Genomic DNA, 22,127 nt, shown 5'->3' on the forward strand with positions numbered 1-22,127 from the left:
GGCGGTGACCATCCACCGATTCGCTCGTTCTGCTGAACGTGCAGTCACAGGATGTCGCCCCGCGCCCCTCATCGTCCCCCGCCGGCCCGGTCGTCGACGTCGAGCAGGCCGAGGCCGCGCTCGTCGAGCACTACCCGCGGCTCGTGCGGCTCGCCTATCTGGTGCTGCCTTCGGGCCTCGGCCGCGGCCGGCGCGTCCTGACCGCCCACGCCCTGACCCAGCGCGCCCTGCCCCGGGGCAAGGCCGCCACCCCCGTCGTCCCGGCCCAGTCCGCGGGGCGCGACGGCGATCCGGGGTACGCCTTCGTACGCCGGCAGGTGCTGCGCGCGGCGCTGGAGGCGGGGCTGCCGTCCGGGCGCCTCGGCCGGCTCAGGCGGGCCCAGCTGCCGCCGCTGCTGCCGCAGGTGTGGGGCCTGCGCCTGTTCCCGCGCTCGGGGGGAGCCGACGAACTCGCGCTGGATCAGCGGCTGTCGGCGCTGTCGGCCCCGGCGCGTGCCGCCTACGCGCTGCGCGGCCTGGAGCAGCTGTCCGACGACGAGGTGCGCCGCGTCCTGACGGCGGCCGGGGCCAAGGACGTCGGCGCGGCGCTGCGGGAGGCCGACGACGTACCCGCGCGGTACGGGCTGCTGGCCTCACCCGAGTTCGATCCGTGCTCGCTGCAGGCCCGGCCGACCGATCTGATGCGCCGGCGCCAGCACACGAGGGCCGCGCTCGCCGCCGCCGCGGCGCTCGCCGTGTGCGGCGCGCTGGTGGCGCTGCCCGGCGGCGGCTGGGGACCGGACGGCGCGGCCGCCCCGGCGTACGCGCAGAACCCGGCCGCCGAGGCCGCCCTGGACCCGGGCCGGCTGGTGAAGGTCACGCCGAGCGCGTGGAAGACGGCGTCGCGCACCGACTTCTCGCTCTGGCCGGCGCGCGGTGACCTCACCGGTGACACGTCCCTGCTGCGCCGCGCCCTCGCCGTGTGGGCCCGCCCCGGTGAGACGGTCCGTGTCTCGGCGACGCCCGGCACGCCCTCCGGGGGGCCGGCCGGCCCGCCGCAGCTGCTCTACGCGGGCACCGTCGACAACGCGCACGTGGTGATCCTGTACGACGGGCTGCGCATCGCCCGCTACGCCGAGCCGAAGGACGGCACGCAGGGCGCGGCGCTGGACTTCGCCCGCGCGGACGGCGCGAGCGGCGCCGGGGCGGACGCGGTGGTGCTGGGCCGGGCCGACGGCAACGTCCGCTATCTGACCGCTCCCTGGGTGACGAGGACGGCCGAGCGGGACCTGATGAAGCCGGCCGCCGGCACGAGCGACCTGACCCTGACCGAGGGGGTGACCTCGCCGATGGCCAGCCCGGCGACGAGGACCGGCCCGTGCACGTCGTGGAACGCGCTGCAGGTCACCGACGACAGCGGCACCCATGTCCTGACCGACCTCGGTGAGCTCATGCCCGCCCGTCTGACCGCGGGCCACCCCGGCAAGGAGCGCGAGGTGAACGGCGCCGAGAGCCTGCGCGCGTGGGCGCCGTACGCCTGCTCGCTGGGCGCGGTGCGCTCGCAGGGCGTCAGCTCGGTGAACGCGTGGCAGTACGCCGAGCAGAAGCTGCCGGGCGGGGGCGGCACCGCCGACTGGGTGTGCACCCGGGCGGAGACCTGGCGGGGCGGCGGGGCGCGGGTGCTCGCGCAGTTCCACACCCCGGGCGGGACCTACGGGGCGGTCGCGGCGAAGGCCGAGGACGTGCCGGCGTGCGGGCCGCGCGATCCGCAGGTCCTCGCCGGGGTGCTGTGGAAGTCGCAAGGCGGGACCTGGTACCTGCTCGCCGCGGGCGGCAAGGACACGGCCTCCATCCGCACCACGGGCGGTCTGCGCACGAGCGCGGACGGCCACCTCCTCGCGGCGCGCGCCAAGCAGGGACTCCAGGCGGAGCTGAAGGGCACCCTGGACGACGGCCGGGAGATCGGCGGGCTGCACTAGGTCACGTGGCGGGCGGCAGCCGGGGAGTCGCGCGGGCTGCCGGCCGCTGCTGCTGACAGTTGCGTCAACAAGGTCGCGTCCGAGGGGTTCCCCCTCGGCCTACCCATCAGTACATTGACGCCATGTCTAACAAGCAGGCCGCTCGGGTCCCCCAGCCGGTCGAGGCGGAGCGGACGGCGCTCAAGGCCCGGAAGGTGTCCTTCTCCTGGGAGCACACGCCGCTGCACTGGGTGCCCGGGGATCCGTTCACCACGCACACCATCAATGTGCTGCATCTGCTGCTGCCGGCCGGGGAGCGCTGGTTCGTGCACGTCTACAAGCAGGTGCTGCCCCATGTCCGGGACGAGCGGCTGCGCGAGGACGTCATCGGGTTCATCGGCCAGGAGGCCATGCACTCCCAGGCCCACGACGAGGTCCTGCCGCACCTGCGCGAGCAGGGGCTCGACCCGACGCCGTACACCGCGCAGGTCGACTGGTTCTTCGAGAAGCTGCTCGGCGACCGGACGCTGCCGCCGGGCCGGGCACGCCGCTGGTGGCTGATGGAGCGGGTCGCGCTGATCGCGGCGATCGAGCACTACACCGCCTTCCTCGGCGACTGGGTGCTCAACGCCGAGGAGCTGGACCGGCGCGGCGCCGACCCGACGATGCTGGACCTGCTGCGCTGGCACGGCGCCGAGGAGGTCGAGCACCGATCGGTCGCCTTCGACCTGTTCCAGCACGTCGACGGCGGCTACCGGCGGCGGGCACGGACCTGGGCGACCGCGTTCACGGCGCTGGTGTTCCTGTGGCAGCGCGGGGTGCGGTTCTTCATGGAGAACGACCCGACCCTGCTGGACGCCAGGCCCGGCCTGCGCGACCTGTACACGCGGGGCCGGCAGGGCGTGCTGCCGTCGACCGGGGACATGCTCCGGTCCGTCCCGCGCTATCTCAGCCGCACCTACCACCCCTCCCAGGAGGGCTGCACCGAGCAGGCCGTCGCCTACCTCGCCTCCTCCCCGGCAGCCCTCGCGGCGGAGAAGAGGACCGCGTGATGCCGAGACTGCGTACGGTCGTGACCGTCGCCGGGGCCGCGCTGCTCGCCCGGCGTGCGCTGCGCCGCCGTGTCCAGGCCTCGCCGCTGTGGCCGATGCCCGCGCTGGAGACACCCATCAGCGGGCAGCCCCGGTCGCGGGCGCTGACCCTGCTGGTGACCGGGCACGAGGAAATCGCCGACGGGGTCGTCCAACTCCGCCTGGAGGGGCACGACCTGCCGCGCTGGGAGCCCGGCGCGCATCTGGACCTGGTGCTGCCCTCGGGCCTGGTGCGGCAGTACTCGCTGTGCGGCGACCCCGAGGACACCTCCTCCTACACGGTGGCCACACGGCTGGTGGAGGACGGGCGGGGCGGCTCGCGCGAGGTGCACCAGCAGGTGCGCGAGGGCATGGAGCTGGAGGTCCGCGGCCCGCGCAACCGGTTCGGGCTGACGAGGGCGCCGCGGTACGTCTTCGTCGCCGGCGGCATCGGGATCACCCCGATCCTGCCGATGCTGCGCGCGCTCGCCGCCGAGGACGCCGACTGGCGCCTGCTGTACGGCGGCCGCAGCCGGGCCTCGATGCCGTTCCTGGAGGAGCTCGGGAAGCTGGGCGGTGACCGGGTGACGGTCGTCGCCGAGGACGAGGCCGGGCTGCCCGATCTCGACGCGTGGCTCGGCGAACTGCCCGAGGACACGGCCGTGTACTGCTGCGGGCCCGAGGGGCTGATGGCGGCGGTCCAGGAGCGGGTGGCGCACGTCCGCACCGAGCGGTTCACACCGCGGTCGGCGTCCGGCGGGGCCTTCGAGGTGGAACTGCGCCGCAGCGGGCGGGTGGTGACCGTGTCCGAGGACACCACCGTGCTGGCCGCCGTGCGCGCCGAACTGCCCGACACCGCCTACTCCTGCGAGCAGGGGTTCTGCGGCACCTGCCAGCAGCGGGTGCTGGAGGGCGAGGTGGACCACCGCGACGAGCTGCTGACGGACGCGGAGCGCGACGACTCGATGCTGATCTGTGTCTCCCGCGCCCGCGGCGAACGGCTGGTGCTCGATATGTGAACCTCCGTGCCCGATCGGGTCCGTGGACGGCCGGATCCGATCGGTAAGGTGTTCGCATGACTACCGGGGTACGCCGCCGCATGGGCGTCGAGGAGCGACGGCAGCAGCTGATCGGCGTCGCCCTCGACCTGTTCAGCCGCCGCTCGCCCGACGAGGTCTCCATCGATGAGATAGCGTCGGCCGCGGGCATCTCACGCCCGCTCGTCTACCACTACTTCCCCGGCAAACTCAGCCTGTACGAGGCGGCGTTGCAGCGTGCCTCGGACGAACTGGCGGCCCGTTTCGTGGAGCCGCACGAGGGACCGCTGGGCGCCCGGCTGCTGCGGGTGATGGCCCGCTTCTTCGACTTCGTCGACGACCACGGCCCCGGCTTCTCCGCGCTGATGCGCGGCGGCCCGGCCGTGGGCTCGTCGACGACCAACGCGCTCATCGACTCCGTACGGCAGGCCGCCTATGTCCAGATCCTTTCGCACCTGGGCGTCGAGGAACCCCCGGCCCGCCTGGAGCTGGTGATCCGCTCCTGGATCTCGCTCGCCGAGTCCACCGCGCTGCTCTGGCTGGACGGCCGGCGCATCCCGCGCGCGGAGCTGGAGGCGCAGCTGGTGCACGACTTCGCGGCGCTCCTCGCGGTGAGCGCGGCCTACGACGAGGAGATGGCCGCGCTGCTGCGCCGGGTGCTGAAGGAGGAGCCGGGCGACGGGCCCTTCGCGGACCTCGTCACCCGGCTCGTCTCACTCGCCGCGTAGAACCTGCCCGGCGGGGCGTGCCGGACAGGCCCTGGGCGGCGGACCCGACCGGCGTCGCGCTCGCTCAGGCGTCGTACTTCCGGTAGGACGCGTCGAGGTCACGGACCTCGGCGGAGGCGTGCACCGCGAGACCCTCGGTGGGCTTCAGGTGCCCGCGCAGCAGCTCCAGCACCTGCTCGGCCAGCCGCGCCTTGGTCTCCTCGGTGCGGCCGGCCAGCAGGCCGATGGTGACGTGCACGATGGCGTGGCCCTCGGCGTCCGGGCCGACGACGGTGTCCTCGGTCCGGCGGAACTGCGTCTTGCACGCCGGCGGCTTCGCGGCGGCGATCTCGACCGTGGCCTCGTGCACGGCCCGGGCGAAACCGGGCCGGTCGAAGGCGTCGGCGAGGCGCTCGGAGTAGTCGACGGTGATCTGCGGCATGGGCACTCCTGTTCGGCGGCGGTCGCGGTCAGCCTAGGTGACGGAAGACCGCGACCGTCCGCTCAGTCCAGCTGCCGGAACACCGCGACCGTCCGGCCCGGGACACCGAAGGTGCCGGTCGCCGCCTGGTAGGTCGCGCCCTTGACCACGGGGTCGGCGCCCGCCGCCTGCACCGGGTGCAGCCCGTACGCCGTCCCGGCCAGGCCGGCGATCCGCTGCTCCTGCCGCTTCGGCGTCGCGTTGAACACGACGACCAGGTCACCGAGGCGCATGGTGATCACTCCGGGCGTCTCGTCCTTCCCGGACAGCGGGAAGGAGAGCCGGGACTGCACCTGCGCGGCGGTCGCGAGGGAGAAGTCCGGCTCGGTCGTGCGGATCTTCAGCAGGTCCCGGTACGCGGCGGACGCGCCGTCGATCTGCGGGCAGCCGACCCTGACCGTCCCCAGCAGCGGCTTGGCGTACGGCCACTTGGAGGCGTTGTCGGCCGCCGGCGGCAGTCCGCGGCCGAAGCCGTTGCCGTCGGCGCAGTTCCAGTGGATCGCGTTGAACCAGTCGCCGCTGTCGAAGGAGTTACGGTCCAGCGACTTGGAGCGCAGCAGGTCGGTGCCGGCCTGGGAGAGCGCCGGGCCCTGCGAGAGGGTGGCCGTGGCCATCGCCAGGACCTGCGCGCGGGCCCGGTCGGCGGCGCTCGTCGAGACGGGCAGCTTGTAGGCGAGGGCGTCGAAGAGGGCCTCGTTGTCGTGCGCGTCGGCATAGGCGAGGGCGTCGCCCGGGTCGGCCGCGTACCCGGCGGGAGCGCCGTTGTAGTCGATCTCGGCGCCGGTGACCTCCTTGCCGTCCGAGCCGGTGAAGTGGTACTTGGCGAGGTTCCCGGACAGACCGACCTTGATCAGGTCCTGGTCGTGCAGGAGGCGGGCCTTCTGCTCGGCCGGGGTGCCGTTGGCGGCCGAGGAGTTCGGGTCGGTGTACAGCCCGCTCGCGAAGCCCTGGGCGCCGGGGTCGGCGTCGAAGGGGCTGCCGCCGCGCACGGCGTCACGGGCGCGGTCGGAGAAGGTGGCGATGCCGGTGCCGGCCATGTTGGCCTGCGTGGCCTGGACGAACCGGGCGTCGTTCGCGACCTCGCCGAAGTTCCAGCCCTCGCCGTACAGGATGATCTTCTTGCCGTCGACGCCGTCCTTGGCGACGGTCAGCGCGTCCAGCGCCTTGCGGACCGCCAGGATGTTGGCCTTCGGGTGGTGGCCCATGAGGTCGAAGCGGAAGCCGTCGACCTTGTACTCCTTGGCCCAGGTGACGATCGAGTCGACGACCAGCTTGCCCATCATGGCGTTCTCGGGCGCGGTGCCCGCGCAGCAGGTGCTGGTCGCCACCGAGCCGTCGGCCATCAGCCGCTGGTAGTAGCCGGGCACGACCTTGTCCAGCACCGAGGTGTCCGCCTGCCCGGCGGCCGCCGTGTGGTTGTAGACGACGTCCATGACGACCCGCAGCCCGTCCCGGTTCAGGGACTGGACCATTTCACGGAACTGCACCGTGCGGGCCGTGCCGTCCGGGTCGGTGGCGTAGGAGCCCTCCGGGACCGTGTAGTGGTACGGGTCGTAGCCCCAGTTGTAGGCGTCCTTCGCGGCGCTCCTCGTCACGCACTCCTGCTGCCGGTCGGAGTCGGCCGGAAGGGAGGGCAGGTCGCAGTCCGGGATGGCCTGGTCGGCCTTCTTCTCGGGGATCGTCGCGATGTCGAACGCGGGCAGCAGGTGCACGTAGGAGGTGCCGGCCCGGGCCAGCTCCCGCAGGTGCTTCGAGCCGTCGCTGCCGGCGACCGTGAAGGCCCGGTAGGTGCCGCGGTCCTGCGCGGGGACGGTCGGGTCATCGGCCGAGAAGTCCCGGATGTGCAGCTCCTGGATCTGCGCGTCCCGCAGCGGCACGGCCTTCGGCTTGGCCGACGTGGACCAGCCCTTCGGCGCGAGCGCCCTGTCGTCGAGGTCGACGACCAGGCTGCGCGCCGAGTCGGCGGTCAGGGCGACGGAGTACGGGTCGGTGACCCGGTTGGTGACGACCTTGCGGACGCTGGGCGCCCACACCTTCACCACGTACCGGTACGGCTTGTTCTTCCAGGAGGCCGGGCCGGTGACGGACCAGACGCCGGTGGCGGCGTCGCGGTGCATGGCCTTGAGCGAGCCGTCCAGCTCCAGCGACACGTTCTGCGCCGTCGGCGCCCACACGGCGAGCGTCGGCTTCCCGTGGCGGAACGTCGGCCCGAGGGCGGCCTTGGTCGCGCCCGGGTACAGGTCGTCCAGCACGCCGGCGATCTGCACGCCGGTCGCGGCCAGTACGGCACCGTTGGCCGCGCGCTGCGAGACGACGAGCTGGCCCTGGAGCGCCGCACGCACCCGGTCGCGGTCGCGCGGGTCGACGGAGTACGCGGTGTAGTCCTTCAGGTGCGGGAACCTAGCCTTCTGCGCGTCGCTCAGCGTGCTCCGGGACAGCCGGATCCAGCGCTCGTCGTCGCTGGTCAGGGCACCGTCCTGGACGGTGATCGAGCCGTCGCGGGAGTACAGCAGCTGGGTGGACGCGGCGGCCTCGGAGCCGTTGAAGGCGACGGTGTCCCGGTCGATCCAGACCGCCTTGGAGGTGGCGAGGTCGAGCGCGGCGGAGGAGCCCTGCGGCTGCGGCAGCAGGTACTTCTCCTGCCCGGCGAGCAGCCACACCTCGTGCCCGTTGCCCTTCAGGTCCAGGGACTGGTCGGTGGGCAGGTCCTTGTCGTCGCCCTTGTGGAGGATGTAGCTGAGGCTGGTCGCACCGGCCGCGAGCGGCACCTCGTAGACGGCGCCGTAGGCGTCCGTGCGCACCGGCTGCAGCGGCTTGGTCCAGTCGGTGGGGTTCGCGGCGCCCGTCCAGACGTGCAGGCCCCAGCCGTCGTAGGCGCCGTCGGCCCGGTGGTAGTGGAGGACCGCCTTGGTGGTGTCCTGCGCCGGGTAGGCGGGCCGCTGCGTCACGACGTCGGCCTTGCCCTGCTCGATCCACACCTCACCGGTCTTGGTGACGTCGATCGAACGGTCGGCGGAGACGTCCTTGGTGCCGTCCTTGTCGATGACCAGGAAGCCGACGTTCGAGGCACCCGGCTTCAACTTGACGTAGGCGAAGGCCCCGTAGGCGTCACGGCCGGCGAAGGGGTGGCTGGCCGGCCAGTCGGTCGCCTCGCCGTCGGCGAGGTCGCCCCAGGCGTACAGGCCCCAGTCCGCGTAGTCGCCGTCGGCGCGCTTGTAGTGGACGACCGCGTAGTCGCGGGAGGAGGCGGTGGGCACCTCGGGCGCGGGCGGGGTGCCGGTGGTGCTGCTCGCCGTGGCGCTCGCGGTGCGCCCGGCGGAGTCGACCACGACGGCCTTGTAGCGCAGGGCGGTGCCGGCCGGGACGTCCTTGCCGAGGGTCTGGGTGACCTTGTACGGCGCGTGGTCGGCGGTGCCGAGGACCTGCCACTCGGCGTCGCCGACCTGGGCGGCGAAGACGACGCGGTCGAGGGCGCCGCCGTTCACGTCGGCGGTGAGGTCGACCGTGCCCGTGGCGCCGGGCGCGGGGGCCGTGAGGGTGAGGGAGGGCTTGGCGGCGGGGGCGGCGAGCCTGCCGGCCGCCTTGTAGACGACGGCGGAACCGGCCGGGACGGTGAGCGTGAGCCGGCGGTCCGCGTCCGTTCGGAGGGTGCCGTCGGCGCCGTGGATGCCCCGGTACGCCATGTCGGCCGATCCGGTCGCGAAGGTCGCCGTCTGCTCGGAGCCGGCGTTGTTGAACGCGACGACGTACTCCTGGCCGGTGCGGGCGTCGGTGCGGGTGAAGGCGTAGACGCCGGGCCCGTCGGCGGCGTACCGCTCCTGCTGCACGCCGTCGGTCAGGGCCGGGTTGGCCCTGCGCAGCGCGGCCAAGGCGCTGATCTGCCGGTAGAGCGGTGCGGAGGTGTCGTAGGCGTCGCTCGCGTGGGTGCGGTCGGTGCCGATCTCGTCGTCGTCGAGGTAGTCGGCGACCTTGGAGGCGAACATGGTCTGGCGGGCGTCCTTGTCGCCGCCGGCGCCGGTGAAGCCCTGCTCGTCGCCGTAGTAGACGACCGGGTTGCCGCGGGAGAGGAACATCAGCTCGTTGGCGAGCTTGTCCTTGGCGAGGAGTTCGGCGTCACCGGCCTTGGGGTTGTCCTGCTCGAGGAACGACCCGATGCGGCCCATGTCGTGGTTGCCGAGGAAGGTGACCTGCTCGTAGGCGTTGGCCTTGTCGGTCGTGTACCGGTAGTCGTCGGCGAAGACCTTCGCCAGCTTGCGCGCGCTGCCTCCCTGCGAGGCGTAGGAGCGGGCCGCGTCCTGGAAGGGGAAGTCGAGGGTCGCGTCCAGCCGCCCCTGGGTGACGTACGGCGACGTGACGGACGTGTCGGCGGAGTACACCTCGCCGAACATGAAGAAGTTCCTACGGCCGTGCGCGGCGGCGTACTTGTCGAGCGCCGTGGCCCACTGGGTCCAGAACTCCATGTTCACGTGCTTGACGGTGTCGATGCGGAAGCCGTCGACGGCGAAGTCCTTCACCCACCGCTCGTAGATCTTCTCCATGCCGCGCACGACCTCGGGGCGCTCGGTCCACAGGTCGTCCAGGCCGGAGAAGTCGCCGTAGGTGGTGGACTCGCCGGCGTAGGTCGAGTCACCGCGGTTGTGGTACATCGCCAGGTCGTTGAGCCAGGCCGGGACCTTGGTGGCGGCGGTGACCCTCGGGGTGCGCGGGAAGGAGCGGGTGTTCACCGCGGGGAAGCCCTTGCCGCCGGCCGCGTAGTCGGCGTCGTCGAAGGGGCGGCCGTCCTTGGTGAGGTACGGGAAGGCGCCCTTGGAGAGGTAGCCGTAGGACGCGGGCTCGTAGTCGACGAGGTCGGCGGTGTGGTTGGTGATGACGTCGAAGAAGACCTTCATGCCCTTGGCGTGGGCCCGGGCGATGAGGGTCTTCAAGTCGTCGTTGGTGCCGAAGTGCGGGTCGACCTGGGTGAAGTCGGTGATCCAGTAACCGTGGTAGCCGGCCGAGGCGTTGGCGCCGGTGCCCTGCACGGGCCGGTTCTTGAAGATGGGCGCCATCCAGATGGCGGTGGTGCCCAGGCCCTTGATGTAGTCGAGGCGCTGGGTGAGGCCCTTGAGGTCACCGCCCTGGTAGAAGCCCTTGTCGGTGGGGTCGTAGCCGGTGGCCAGCCGTGAGCCGGTCAGGCCGCCGCGGTCGTTGGCCGTGTCGCCGTTGGCGAAACGGTCCGGCATGACGAAGTAGAACTGCTCGCGGGTGGCCTCGTGCCGGGCGGGCTGCGCGGCGAGCGCCGCGTCGGAGGGCGGCGGTGGCGGGGCGTCGGCGTGGGCGGCGAGCGGCTGCACCAGCGCGGCCGCGAGGGCTGCTGCGGTGACGGCTGCGGCTCGTCTGCTCCGTGCTCTGCGGCGCGTCCCGGGCGCCGGCCATCTCGGTATCACAGGCGGAGACTCCTTGTGCTTACGGCTCGTTCGGGTCCGACCCCGGCGTCTTGGCGCGAACTGCGCTGGGTGCGCCCGCGGGGGACCGTATCGCCGACGAAAGACTTACAGCAAGAGGTCTGAAACACCCGGCAAGAATTTTCACCGGGCCTCCCGGAGCCCGGCTGCCGCCCCCGAACGAGGGACCCGTGCCCGCCCGACGGGGGCGCCGGGCCCCAGCCGGCCGGGATGCCGCGCCCGGCGGCCGGAGACGCCACGCCTCGGCGGGGCCCGGCGGCCGGAGACGCCTGGCCTGGGCCGGGCCCGGGCGCCCGCAGTGACGTTGCGGAGTACCCCGGATGGGGGAAGAGTGGCTGGTGTGGCGCAGTCCGTGTGCGAACCCCCTCTGGATCCCCCATGACCAGAACCACCCGGCGACACATCCTCCCCCTGACCGGCGCATCCGCCGTGGTCGCAGCCCTCGCGCTGGCCACGGGCCCGGTGCCCACGGCGGCCGCGGCTCCCGGCGCGACGGGGACCGGCCGGCTCCCCTCCTCGGTGCGGGCCGACTCCACGCCTCCTCCCCCGACGCCACCCCCGTCGGGCGAGCAGGGGACCACGACACCGCCCGCCCCGCCGCCGACGCCGCCCACCCCGCCGCCGGGCGACACCACCTCCCCGCCGCCTCCGCCGCCCGGCACCCCCACGACCGGCACGCCGGACACCGTGACGCCGACCGGTTCGGGCGACGACGGCGCGCCGGCCTCCGCCGCCCTGAGACAGCAACAGGCCGAGGCCGGCAGCCTGGCGGCGGACCTCGACGACAAGAAGGCCGACGTTCCCGAGGAACTGGTGCCGAGCGTGCAGCAGTTGACCGACGTACTGCAGGCGGTGAACGACACGCAGACCCCGCCGCAGGAGCGGGACGGGGCCGTCCGCAGCGCCCAGCAGGTGGCCTCCGCGCTGGACGTGATCGACGACCCGCAGACACCGCCCGCGGTCCGCGACCGGCTCACCGGGCTGGTGCAGCAGGTGGCCGGCGCCCTGAATGCGGCGAACGGGTCGCAGTCACCGCCCGAGAGCGGCATGCTCGCTCAGGTCGTGGCCAGGTCGGCCTCCGTGCTCGGGGTCGTCGCCGGCCAGGACACGCCGCCGGACGTGGAGAACAGCCTCGTCGCGGGGGCGAACAACCTGTGGTCGTCCGTGCAGCAGGGCACGGCGAGCGAGGGCGAGGCCACCGGCGCGGGCGGCGGCGCGGGCGGTCGGCAGGAGTGGCACATGCTGGTGGCGAACGGACTGCAGACCGCGAGCGACCCGAAGACCTCCGGGGACAAGCGGAAGGGGCTCGCGGAGAGCGCGCACGAGGCCAGCGCGTCACGGCCCGGCGACCCCGGGGCGGCGGGCAAGAAGCGCCGCCTGGAGAAGGAACTGAAGGACGCGATCTCATCTCAGGGCCTGCCGGACGAACCGCTCGGCAAGGCGGCCGAGTTCTGCACCAACTCCGTCTTCGAGTCCGTCCCGGACACCACCCTCGCCGAGGATCTGCAGAGCCTGACCCCCGACACCTGGAACAGCGAGGGCGTACGGGACTTCTGGAAGTCGCAGGAATCGGGGAACGACTCCCTGGACGTGTTCGCCCAGCTGCAGAACGACAAGGTCGACAACACGGCGCTGGCCATCAAGCGGATGATCCCGCAGCTTGCCGACGCGCTCCCGGCGAAGGACATCTACTCGTCCCTCGGCGCGCCCGCGCTCCACTGCCTCCAGGCGGCTCTGCAGCTCGACCAGGAAGCGGGCGTGAAGTCGGGCAACTGGGTCAGCGCGGCGCAGCAGGTATGAACCTCAGCAGCTCCGCCACGGAGATCTCGGCCGTGGCGTGCCGGGTCGCGATCCCGAATTTCCTCAGTTCTCTCTTCTCCGCGGCGAAATCGATATAGCCGCCCGTGAAGTGGAAGGAGGAGACGGAGTACACCGGCCCCGCGGCCGGAGACCAGAACGCCGTCACATAGAGCGGCGCCCGGGTCACGTTGACGAGGTTGTTGTCGTGCCGCACCCGGGCGAGGTAGGTGAGCGTGTCCTGACCGGCGCAGTCGCCGGCGCGGCAGGCGTAGCGGGGGTGACTCCACGACTTGTACGGCCGGCGGAAGTGCTCCACGTCGATACGGCCCCGGTCCTTCCTCATGTAGGTGATCTGCAGGTCGACGTCGAGCAGGTCGTACGGCACGTCCCTGGGCATCTGGAAGACGTGCTCGATGGTGTCCTCCTGCCCGGCCTCGAGCACGTCTCCGGGTTCGTACAGGCGTTTGCTGCTCAGCCGCCGGTAGGAGAGCCGGTCGACGTGCCGCTCCGCGTCCTCCTCCCCCTCGTCGCGCAAGCTCTCCTTCCATTCCTGCTCCGACGCGTCCCCCTGTGCGGAATAGCTGGCGGATCGTCCGTACACGGTGATGTCGCTGACGATGACGTACACCGACACCTCACCCGTGTTCTTCACGGAGAGTTTCAGCGGGACCTGCACGAAAGGCAGAGAGCGGTCCAGGCGTGCCCTGCCGAATTCGGCGGCGAGGGAGAAACGCAGGGGAGCCGTCGTGGGCTGGTACAGGGTGGAGTACGCGAGGCTGACCGCGGACAGCAGAGCCGTCGCGTAGAACCCGGCCACGAACTTGTTGGGGTGCGGCAGGCCCGTCCAGGATTTCTCGCGGATCAGCAGGACGCACGCCCACACCGCCCAGCACCCCAGCGGCAGGAAGGCGAACAGGTACGGCGTGACCTCCTTCTCCTCCAGCCACAGCAGGAAGAGGAGACTGTCCGTCGCCAGTGCGATGACGGCGCCGAGCAGGATGATCCCACCGGAGGCCCGCAGCTGCCGCCGGCCCCAGTGGTCCGGTGCCAGGGCAGCCCCGGCCCACTGGACGAGACCGGTCAGCACGAGCACGGCCCCGGTGATGCGCTGGGCGAACGTCAGGGCGCCCGAGGCGTCGGGCCAGCCGATGATCGCGTTGAGGATCCCGGAGGCGATCAGCCCGGCCATCATGACGGCCATGGTCGTACGCCGCCCGAGGGGCCGGTCGGGCCAGGTGCCGCTGTCCCCTCCGCGCCAGCACACCGAGGCGGGGTCCCCCACGTCGACGTCCGGGTAACCGAGACGGTCCAGCAGTCTGCGCAGCTCGCGCAGCGACCAGACGTTGCCCGCGGCACTTCCGCCCACGGTGACCCGGCGCAGGCCGCGATCGTCCGGCTCCTCGACGACGACCCACGGACGGATGCTCATGACGCCAGCCTCCGGCCTGGGCCGGACGGGCGCATGCGCTGTTGCTCCGCTTGGCAGGGCAGGTCGCCGGGCGCCCGGCGCCGGTGCACGACGCCGGGGGCCCGGCCCGGGGTGGGTCAGCAGCCCGGCTTGCCCGCGTAGACGGCGAGCGCGGTGTTGGCGCCGAGGGTGGCGGTGAGCTGGCCGGAGCCGTTCACCGTCACCGGGGTGTTGTTCTGGACGTTGCAGTAGGTCCCGGCCGGCAGGGATGTCTGGTAGGTGCGGGTGAGGCTGGAGGACTCGTGGTTGATGGCCACGAAGCCCTTGGCGCCGCGTCCGAAGGCGATCGCGTCGCCGCCGTTGTCCCACCAGTTGGTGACGGCCTCACCGCGGGTGGCGTTGCGGAAGCCGACCATGCGGATGATCTCCGGCCACTTGTGCTGGCACTTCCAGCCGTCCTGCCAGCAGGCGTTGACCGTGCCGCCGTTGGGCGGGCCGGCGTCGGCGTCCGACCACTCGTAGCCGGAGTTGATGTCGGGGGCGCCGTAGGGCCAGGCCAGCATGAAGACGTTGGCCAGCGTGTAGGTGGCGCCGTCCTTGTAGTTGAGGGTGGAACCGTTGCGCTCGGTGTCGTGGTTGTCGACGAAGACCCCGGCGACGGAGCTGTTCAGGTAGCCCCAGGCCTCGCCGTAGTTCTTCAGGTAGGCGAGGTTCTCGTTGTTGAAGACGCGCTTGAGGTCGTAGGCGTAGCGGAACTCCTGGACGTCGCCGTTGCCGGTGTACTCGGTCGGCTGGACGGCCTCGCCCGCGCCGTAGATGACCTCCTGCTTCCAGTAGACGGACGGGTTGGTCAGCCGGGACTTGATGTTCGCCAGGTCGGCGGCGTCGATGTGCTTGGCGGCGTCGATGCGGAAGCCGTCCACGCCGAGGGAGAGCAGGTCGTTCATGTACCCGGCGATCGCGCCGCGGACGTAGGGCTCGCCGGTGTCCAGGTCGGCGAGGCCGACGAGCTCGCAGTGCTGGACGTTCCAGCGGTCCTGGTAGTTGCTGACCTGGCTGGTGCAGTCGTCGAAGTCGTACGAGGAGTACAGGCCGGGGTAGTTGTACTTCGTATACGACGAACCGCCGGTGCCGGTGCCGCTGCCGGCCGACATGTGGTTGATGACGGTGTCGACGACGACCTTCACACCGGCCGCGTGACAGCCGGCGACCATGTTCCGGAAGGCGGTCCGGTCGCCGAGCCGCCCGGCGATCCTGTACGACACCGGCTGGTACGACGTCCACCACTGGGAGCCCTGTATGTGCTCGGCGGGCGGGGAGACCTGGACGTAGCCGTAGCCGGCGGGGCCGAGGGTGGAGGCGCACTCCTTGGCGACCGAGTCGTACTTCCACTCGAAGAGGACGGCCGTGACGTCCTTGGCGCCGGGCGGGGAGGCGTGCGCGGCGGCCGGGGTCATGACAAGTGCGGCGGCGAGGGCGGCGGCCCCGGCGAGGGTTCTGCGTGCCATGTGGGGTTCCTTCGTCCTTGAAGGCAGGTGGGGAACCGCGTAACGGCTTGCTGAAAGCTTCAGCAAACTTGCGGTGACGCAGATGTTAAAGGCCCGCCGCCTGAAAGGGCAGCGGGCCGGATGAAGTTGTTGAAGATTCTTTCGGACCGGGAGGGGCCGCCGGTCAGGCGGTGGTGAACCACACCGTCGTGTCGGCCGGCACCTTCGTCTCGCCGCCGGCCTCGGTCACCTCACCGCTGGTGAGCAGCACCCGGCCGTACGCCGGAGTCGTCACGGACTCCCCCGTGGTGTTGGCGACGCAGACGAAGTCGCCCCGGCGGAAGGCGAGGACACCCTCGGGAGCGCGCAGCCACTCGACGCCGTCACCGGCGCCGAGGTCGCGGTGCTCACGGCGGGCGGCGAGCGCGGAGCGGTACAGCTCCAGCGTCGAGCCCTCCACGCCGGTCTGCGCCTCGATGCTCAGCTCGCCCCAGTTCTCCGGCTGCGGCAGCCAGCTGCCCCCACTGCCGAAGCCGTACGACGAGCCCTCGCGGGTCCACGGGATGGGCACCCGGCAGCCGTCACGGAAGCCGTCCTGGCCGGCGCCGCGGAAGTACGCCGGGTCCTGGCGCACCTCGTCGGGCAGGTCGACGACGTCCGGCAGGCCCAGCTCCTCGCCCTGGTAGACGTAGGCCGAACCGGGCAGCGCCAGCATCAGCAGCGTGGCGGCGCGGGCCCGGCGCAGCCCCAGCGCGCGGTCGCCGGCGAGGCGGATCTGGGTGCCGAGGCCGGGCGGGTTGGCGAAGCGGGTGGCGTGCCGGGTGACGTCGTGGTTGGACAGCACCCAGGTGGCGGGGGCGCCGACCGGGCGCATGGCCTCCAGCGTGCGGTCGATGACCGTGCGCAGCTCCTCGGCGTCCCACTCGGTCGCCAGGTACTGGAAGTTGAACGCCTGGTGCAGCTCGTCGGGGCGGACGTAGTTCGCGGTGCGCTCGACGGTCGGCGTCCACGCCTCGGCGACGAAGATCCTTTCGCCCGCGTACTCGTCGAGGATCGTGCGCCACTGCCGGTAGATGGTGTGCACGCCGTCCTGGTCGAAGAACGGCATGACATCGTTGCCCAGCAGTTTCAGCTGGTCGTGGCTGCCGAGGTCGGGCAGGCCGTCGGCCTTGACCAGGCCGTGGGCGACGTCGATGCGGAAGCCGTCGACGCCCATGTCGAGCCAGAAGCGCAGGATGGAGCGGAACTCGTCGCCGACGGCCGGGTGGTCCCAGTTGAAGTCGGGCTGCTCGGGCGCGAAGAGGTGCAGGTACCACTCGCCGGGCGTGCCGTCGGGCTCGGTCACCCGGGTCCAGGCCGGGCCGCCGAAGATGGACTCCCAGTCGTTGGGCGGCAGTTCGCCGTTCTCCCCCTTGCCGGGGCGGAAGTGGTAGCGCTCGCGCAGCGGGGATCCGGGGCCCTCGGCGACGGCGCGCTTGAACCACTCGTGCTGGTCGGAGGAGTGGTTGGGGACCAGGTCCACGATGATGCGCAGGCCCAGCGTGTGGGCGTCGCGGATCAGCGCGTCGGCGTCCAGCAGGTTGCCGAACATGGGGTCGACGGCCCGGTAGTCGGCGACGTCGTAACCGGCGTCGGCCTGCGGGGAGGCGTAGAAGGGGCTCAGCCAGACGGCGTCCACGCCCAGGTCGCGCAGGTACGGCAGGCGGGAGCGTACGCCCTCCAGGTCGCCCATGCCGTCGCCGTTGCTGTCGGCGAAGCTGCGCGGGTACACCTGGTAGATCACCGCTTCCCGCCACCAGTCGCGGCGCTGGGCGACAGTGGCGAGGGCCGAGTTCGGTGCCGGGGAGTGCTGGGTCATGACGTCCTTGATGCGTAAGGAGAATGCGGTCATCAGGTCTGTGGGTGGCGGCGGCAGGAGGGTGAGGCGGCCGCGGTACAGCGGGGTCGGATGAGTACCGCGACCGCCTCCCCGCGCGGGTGCGCGGGAGCCTTTGCGGGCTGACGGGCCGTCAGCCCTTGGTGCCGCCGGCGGTGAGGCCGGTCACGAGGTTCTTCTGCACGAGGTAGAAGAACGCGGAGACGGGTATCGCGATCAGGACCGCGGTGGCGGCCATGAGGTTGCGCTGCGCGTCGTGTTCGCTGATGAAGCTCTGCAGGCCGACGGCGAGGGTGTACTTGCTGTCGTCGAGCATGAAGGTGGTGGCGAAGGCGACCTCGCCGAAGGCGGTGATGAAGCTGTAGAAGCCGGCGACCGCCAGGCCCGGCCGGGCGAGCGGCAGGATCAGCCGCGCGAACGTGCCGAACGGGGTCAGGCCGTCGACGCGTCCGGCCTCGTCGATCTCGAACGGGATGGTGTCGAAGTAGCCCTTGAGCAGCCAGGCGCAGTACGGCACCGCGGTCGAGCAGTAGATGAGGATCAGACCGAGGTAGTTGTCGATCAGCTGCAGCTCGGACAGGATCTGGTACATCGGCACCATCAGCACGGCCACCGGGAACATCTGGGTGACCAGCAGGATCCACATGAACTTGCGGTAGCCCGGGAAGCGCATGCGGGAGACGGCGTAGCCGGTGGTGGCGGCGACGAGGACGCCGATCACGGTGGTGCCGAGCGAGACGATCAGCGAGCTCTTCAGCCAGTCGAAGAAGCCGGTGTGCTGGAGCACGAACGAGTAATTGTCCAGCGTCATCTTCCCCCAGATCCGGCCGGGGTGCAGATAGTCGTCCTTGTCCGGGCCGAGGGAGAGGAACACCAGCCAGGCCACCGGGAAGAGGGCGACGAGGCTCGCGGCGATCAGCAGGCCGTGGGAGGCGAGGGTGGTGGCGAGCGAGCGCCTGCCGCGGCCGCGCACCGTGCGGGGCGCGCCCGTGGAGGTCTTCTTCCCGGTCACCGCGGCGGAGGTCTCGACTGTGGTCGTGGTCATGAGGAGGGCTCCTGCCTCAGATCGCGAGCTGCTGGTCGTTGCGGTTCAGCCAGCGGCGGTAGAAGGAGGTGAAGACGATCAGGATGGCCAGCAGCAGCATGCCGTAGCTCGCGGACTGGGCGAAGTCGCGCGGCTGCTGTCCGAAGCCGAGGTAGTAGGCCCAGGTGACGAGGATCTGGGCGTCCGGCGCGGAGGTCGGGCCGAACAGCAGGAAGATCACCGCGAACTGGTTGAAGGTCCAGATGATGCCGAGCAGGACCACGGTGGAGCTGACCGAGCGCAGGCCGGGCAGGGTGACGTGGCGGAACTGCTGCCAGGGGGTCGCCCCGTCCATCTCGGCGGCCTCGTACAGCGAGGCGTCGATGGACTGCAGGCCGCCGAGCAGCGAGACCATCATGAACGGCACACCGCACCAGGTGTTCACCATGATCGCCGCGAACCGCTGCCAGAAGGCGTCCTCGAGCCAGGCCGGCGAGGGCAGGTGCAGGGCGTCCAGGAAGGTGTTGATGACACCGCCGTCGGAGAGCATGATCCGCCAGCCGAAGACGGTGACGAAGGTCGGCACGGCCCACGGGATGATCAGCATCAGCCGGTAGAAGGTGCGCCCGCGCAGCTTCTGGTTGAGCAGCAGGGCCAGGCCGAGGCCGATGCAGTAGTGCAGGGCGACGCACAGCGCGGTCCAGGCGATCGTCCAGATGAAGTGCGACCAGAAGCGGTCGTACGCCGTCGGGCCGAAGAGGATGTCCTGGTAGTTGTCCAGCCCGATGAACTTGTAGGTGGCGTCGATGTGGTTGACGCCGATGGTGCGGGCGGTGTTGAGGCTGTTGGCGTCGGTGAGCGTGAGATAGAGGCCGTACACCAGCGGATAGAGGACGAGGACGCCGAGCACGACGGCCACGGGGGCGATCATGGCGTAGGCGTACCAGTGCTTCTGGTAGCTGTGCTTGAGACGTTGGGCCACTGTCATGGTTGTCGGCACCTTCGAAGACGATCAGGGAGTACGGCGCACAGGCCGGTGGCCGCCGGATCCCTCCCCCCGCTTCACGTGGGGGATCCGGCGGCCACACGGGCTCACTTGCTGAAGTCCGGGACCAGCTTGGTGATGGCCAGCTCGGCGTTGCTCAGGCCCTTGTCCAGGGACTCCTTGCCACCGGCGATCTTCGGCAGCTCCTGGTCCAGCGGGGTCCACAGCGAGCTGTACTCCGGCAGCGCCGGGCGGGGCTGGGCGGCGGGCAGGACGGTCTGGTAGCCGGCGATGCCCGGGTCGGCCTTGACCTCGGCGGTGTAGGCGTCGTCGCGCGTGGGCAGCGTGGAGTTCTTCAGCGCGATCTCGGTCTGCGACTTCGCGGAGGTCATGAAGTTGACGAACTTCAGCGCGGCCTTCTGGTGGGCGGCGTCCGAGCCCGCGTAGACGGACAGGTTGTGCCCGCCGGTCGGGGCGCCGGCCTTGCCCGCGGAGCCGGCCGGGACGGTGGCGATGCCCAGGTTGGCCTTGTCCTTGAAGGCGGAGCCCTTGTAGAAGTTGGTGATCTCCCACGGGCCCTGGATGATCGCGGCGACCTTGCCGTTGACGAACGCGTCCTGGATGTGGGCGTAGGCGTCGGCGGTGGTGTCGGCCTTGTGCAGGCCCTTGCCGTCGAACAGGCTCAGCCAGGTGCCGTAGCCCTTCTTGGCGGCGGCCGAGTTCACGGTGATCTTCTTGCCGGCGGCGTCGACCGTGTCGGTGCCCTCGCCGTAGAGGAACGGCTGGGCGTAGTAGGCGGCGCTGGAGCCCCAGTAGCCGTCGACGCCGGTCTTGTCCTTGACGGTGGCGGCGTCCTTCTTCAGGTCGTCCCAGGTCTTGGGCGCCTCGGTGATGCCGGCCTTGGCGAACAGCTGCTTGTTGTAGACGAGCGCGAGGGTGTCGGTGACCAGCGGCACGCCGTAGGTCTTGCCCTCGTACTGGGCCTGCTTGATCAGGCTGGGCTGGAACTTGGCCTGGTCGGCGAGGGCCTCGGTGCCGTCCAGCGGCAGGAAGTAGCCCTTCTTGGCGAAGGCCGGCGTCCAGCCGACCTCGGAGCGCAGCACGTCGGGGGCACCCTTGGAGCCGGCGGCGGTGTCGAACTTGTTCTGCGCCTGGTCGAACTGGACGTTGACGTAGTTGACCTTGACGTCCTTGTTCGCGGCCTCGAACTGCTTGATGAGGGCCTGGTACGTCGGGGCCTCGTTGGTGGCGTTGGAGGTGTCCCACCAGGTGATGGTGACCGGCCCGTCGGCCTTGTCTCCGCTGTCACTGCCGCCGCAGGCCGTCGCCGCCAGCGCGAGGGACGCCGCCAGCGCGGTGGCCGCTATGCCACGCCGCATGAGTTCTCCTTGAGGTGAAAGCCCGAGTGGTGCCGACTGCGCCTTTGCTTGCCGTCGGGCGACGTGAACGTAACAGCCATGTAAGCGTCACGAAAGACCTTGCAGCAAAAAAGTGCAAGACATCTCCGAAGTTACCCGGGCGTGACCGGGACTCGACCGACATGAGACCGCTGTGAGACTGTTGTTTACGCGGGTTGCACGGGGCGGAGTCGCCCTGTGAAAGACTCTGCAAGCTCTTGCCGCCGATTGCACGAGGGAGCGCGATGACGCAGCAGCCCACCGCGGGACGTCCGACGGCCCGCCCCCGGCGCCCGGTCGGTGTGCAACCCGGCATCCGGCCGGTACAGTCCGGTGCCGTGACCACACGGCTTGCCGACATCGCTGCTCAGGCGGGGGTGAGTGAAGCGACCGTCAGCCGCGTCCTGAACGGCAAGGCCGGCGTCGCCGCCACCACCCGCCAGTCCGTGCTGGCCGCGCTCGACGTGCTCGGCTACGAACGGCCCGTGCGGCTGCGCCAGCGCAGCGCGGGCCTGGTCGGACTGATCACCCCGGAGCTGGAGAACCCCATATTCCCGGCCCTGGCCCAGGTCATCGGCCAGGCGCTGACCCGCCAGGGCTACACCCCGGTGCTCGCCACCCAGACCCCGGGCGGCTCCACCGAGGACGAGCTGACCGAGATGCTCGTCGACCGCGGGGTGGCCGGCATCATCTACGTCTCCGGGCTGCACGCCGACACCACCGCCGACATGCAGCGCTACGAACAGCTGCGCGCCCAGGGCGTGCCGTTCGTGCTCGTGGACGGCTTCTCGCCCAAGGTGCAGGCGCCGTTCATCTCCCCCGACGACCGCGCGGCGATGGCCCTCGCGGTCACCCACCTGGCCTCGCTCGGCCACACCCGGATCGGCCTCGCCCTCGGCCCGAAGCGTTTCGTGCCGGTCCAGCGCAAGATCGAGGGGTTCGTGCGGGCCATGCAGGACCAGCTCGGGCTGGCCCCGGACGTGATCGAGACGGAGCTGGTCCAGCACTCGCTGTACACGCTGGAGGGCGGCCAGGCGGCCGCGACCGCGCTGATCGACCGCGACTGCACGGCCGTGGTGTGCGCCAGCGACATGATGGCGCTCGGCGCCATACGGGCGGCCCGCCAGCGGGGCCTGGAGGTTCCCACGGACATCTCCGTGGTCGGCTTCGACGACTCGCCGCTGATCGCCTTCACCGACCCGCCGCTGACGACGATCCGCAAGCCGGTCCCGGCGATGGGCCAGGCGGCCGTGCGCACGCTGCTGGAGGAGATCGGCGGGACCCCCGCACCGCACAGCGAGTTCGTGTTCATGCCGGAACTGGTGGTGCGCGGCTCCACGGCCTCGGCGCCGGGCGACCGGAACCGCCGCCCGTAGCGGCACCCGAAACCGCCCGTAGGGGGTCACGGACACCCAAGTCGTCCGCAGGGTGGAGAAGGTGCGCTTTGGACCCGACCGGAGGATGATCGGTCGGA

14 protein-coding genes are annotated in these 22,127 nt (G+C 71.3%); 6 read left to right on the forward strand and 8 right to left on the reverse strand.

The annotated features are described in order from the left end of the window. Positions 1–38: 38 nt before the first annotated feature. The 4 genes from AB0E88_RS29940 to AB0E88_RS29955 all read left to right on the forward strand — a co-directional run bounded on the left by AB0E88_RS29940 (position 39) and on the right by AB0E88_RS29955 (position 4,772). On the forward strand, positions 39–1,958 hold the full coding sequence (locus AB0E88_RS29940) for a hypothetical protein (protein ID WP_361637040.1): 1,920 nt from the start codon (positions 39–41) through the stop codon (positions 1,956–1,958). Between the two features lie 122 nt (positions 1,959–2,080). Beyond that, on the forward strand, positions 2,081–2,989 hold the full coding sequence (locus AB0E88_RS29945; protein ID WP_361637043.1) for a metal-dependent hydrolase: 909 nt from the start codon (positions 2,081–2,083) through the stop codon (positions 2,987–2,989). Next, positions 2,989–4,026 carry a PDR/VanB family oxidoreductase gene (locus AB0E88_RS29950; protein ID WP_361637046.1) on the forward strand — a complete coding sequence of 346 codons (1,038 nt, stop codon included), beginning with the start codon at positions 2,989–2,991 and terminating at the stop codon, positions 4,024–4,026. Before AB0E88_RS29945 ends, AB0E88_RS29950 begins: the two co-directional genes overlap by 1 nt. A gap of 56 nt (positions 4,027–4,082) precedes the next feature. Next, positions 4,083–4,772 (forward strand): TetR/AcrR family transcriptional regulator, encoded by a 690-nt coding sequence (locus AB0E88_RS29955; RefSeq protein WP_361637049.1) that lies wholly within the window; start codon positions 4,083–4,085, stop codon positions 4,770–4,772. 64 nt (positions 4,773–4,836) lie between these two features. Here AB0E88_RS29955 and AB0E88_RS29960 read toward each other — a convergent pair whose 3' ends face one another. Further along, positions 4,837–5,193, reverse strand: coding sequence for a 5-carboxymethyl-2-hydroxymuconate Delta-isomerase (locus AB0E88_RS29960; RefSeq protein ID WP_361637052.1), 357 nt, complete (start codon positions 5,191–5,193; stop codon positions 4,837–4,839). A gap of 62 nt (positions 5,194–5,255) precedes the next feature. Then, a complete protein-coding gene (gene pulA, locus AB0E88_RS29965; RefSeq protein WP_361637055.1) occupies positions 5,256–10,658 on the reverse strand; it encodes a pullulanase-type alpha-1,6-glucosidase in 5,403 nt (1,800 codons plus the stop codon). Positions 10,659–11,054: 396 nt separating this feature from the next. On the opposite strand from pulA, the gene AB0E88_RS29970 reads away from it, so the two are divergent. Next, the gene (locus AB0E88_RS29970; RefSeq protein WP_361637057.1) at positions 11,055–12,476 is read left to right on the forward strand and encodes a hypothetical protein; all 1,422 of its coding nucleotides are present in this window, start codon (positions 11,055–11,057) and stop codon (positions 12,474–12,476) included. Here the strand turns inward: AB0E88_RS29970 and AB0E88_RS29975 are convergent. The 6 genes from AB0E88_RS29975 to AB0E88_RS30000 form a co-directional block, all read right to left on the reverse strand. Beyond that, positions 12,454–13,905 carry a hypothetical protein gene (locus AB0E88_RS29975; RefSeq protein WP_361637060.1) on the reverse strand — a complete coding sequence of 484 codons (1,452 nt, stop codon included), beginning with the start codon at positions 13,903–13,905 and terminating at the stop codon, positions 12,454–12,456. The two genes, AB0E88_RS29970 and AB0E88_RS29975, sit on opposite strands and share 23 nt — an antisense overlap. Before the next feature lie 116 nt (positions 13,906–14,021). Further along, a complete protein-coding gene (locus AB0E88_RS29980) occupies positions 14,022–15,392 on the reverse strand; it encodes an alpha-amylase family protein (RefSeq protein WP_361637062.1) in 1,371 nt (456 codons plus the stop codon). Between the two features lie 163 nt (positions 15,393–15,555). Beyond that, positions 15,556–17,229, reverse strand: coding sequence for a glycoside hydrolase family 13 protein (locus AB0E88_RS29985; protein WP_361637119.1), 1,674 nt, complete (start codon positions 17,227–17,229; stop codon positions 15,556–15,558). Positions 17,230–17,380: 151 nt separating this feature from the next. Continuing rightward, positions 17,381–18,292 carry an ABC transporter permease subunit gene (locus tag AB0E88_RS29990; protein ID WP_361637065.1) on the reverse strand — a complete coding sequence of 304 codons (912 nt, stop codon included), beginning with the start codon at positions 18,290–18,292 and terminating at the stop codon, positions 17,381–17,383. A 16-nt stretch (positions 18,293–18,308) separates the two neighbouring features. Next, the gene (locus AB0E88_RS29995; protein WP_361637068.1) at positions 18,309–19,259 is read right to left on the reverse strand and encodes a sugar ABC transporter permease; all 951 of its coding nucleotides are present in this window, start codon (positions 19,257–19,259) and stop codon (positions 18,309–18,311) included. 104 nt (positions 19,260–19,363) lie between these two features. Next, a complete protein-coding gene (locus tag AB0E88_RS30000) occupies positions 19,364–20,635 on the reverse strand; it encodes an extracellular solute-binding protein (RefSeq protein WP_361637070.1) in 1,272 nt (423 codons plus the stop codon). Between the two features lie 356 nt (positions 20,636–20,991). Between AB0E88_RS30000 and AB0E88_RS30005 the strand changes: the two genes are divergently transcribed. Then, on the forward strand, positions 20,992–22,029 hold the full coding sequence (locus AB0E88_RS30005) for a LacI family DNA-binding transcriptional regulator (RefSeq protein WP_361637072.1): 1,038 nt from the start codon (positions 20,992–20,994) through the stop codon (positions 22,027–22,029). The last annotated feature ends 98 nt before the right edge of the window (positions 22,030–22,127 follow it).

The sequence above is a fragment of the Streptomyces sp. NPDC028635 genome, from assembly GCF_040637635.1.
In the GTDB taxonomy this organism is placed as follows: domain Bacteria; phylum Actinomycetota; class Actinomycetes; order Streptomycetales; family Streptomycetaceae; genus Streptomyces.

What these genes read in the sequence shown, in the direction of transcription:
- AB0E88_RS29945 (WP_361637043.1), top strand. Translation starts at nt 2,081, where the DNA reads ATGTCTAACAAGCAGGCCGCTCGGGTCCCCCAGCCGGTCGAGGCGGAG.
- AB0E88_RS29950 (WP_361637046.1), top strand. Translation starts at nt 2,989, where the DNA reads ATGCCGAGACTGCGTACGGTCGTGACCGTCGCCGGGGCCGCGCTGCTC.
- AB0E88_RS29955 (WP_361637049.1), top strand. Translation starts at nt 4,083, where the DNA reads ATGACTACCGGGGTACGCCGCCGCATGGGCGTCGAGGAGCGACGGCAG.
- AB0E88_RS29960 (WP_361637052.1), bottom strand. Translation starts at nt 5,193, where the DNA reads ATGCCGCAGATCACCGTCGACTACTCCGAGCGCCTCGCCGACGCCTTC.
- AB0E88_RS29970 (WP_361637057.1), top strand. Translation starts at nt 11,055, where the DNA reads ATGACCAGAACCACCCGGCGACACATCCTCCCCCTGACCGGCGCATCC.
- AB0E88_RS29975 (WP_361637060.1), bottom strand. Translation starts at nt 13,905, where the DNA reads ATGAGCATCCGTCCGTGGGTCGTCGTCGAGGAGCCGGACGATCGCGGC.
- AB0E88_RS29980 (WP_361637062.1), bottom strand. Translation starts at nt 15,392, where the DNA reads ATGGCACGCAGAACCCTCGCCGGGGCCGCCGCCCTCGCCGCCGCACTT.
- AB0E88_RS29985 (WP_361637119.1), bottom strand. Translation starts at nt 17,229, where the DNA reads ATGACCCAGCACTCCCCGGCACCGAACTCGGCCCTCGCCACTGTCGCC.
- AB0E88_RS29990 (WP_361637065.1), bottom strand. Translation starts at nt 18,292, where the DNA reads ATGACCACGACCACAGTCGAGACCTCCGCCGCGGTGACCGGGAAGAAG.
- AB0E88_RS29995 (WP_361637068.1), bottom strand. Translation starts at nt 19,259, where the DNA reads ATGACAGTGGCCCAACGTCTCAAGCACAGCTACCAGAAGCACTGGTAC.
- AB0E88_RS30000 (WP_361637070.1), bottom strand. Translation starts at nt 20,635, where the DNA reads ATGCGGCGTGGCATAGCGGCCACCGCGCTGGCGGCGTCCCTCGCGCTG.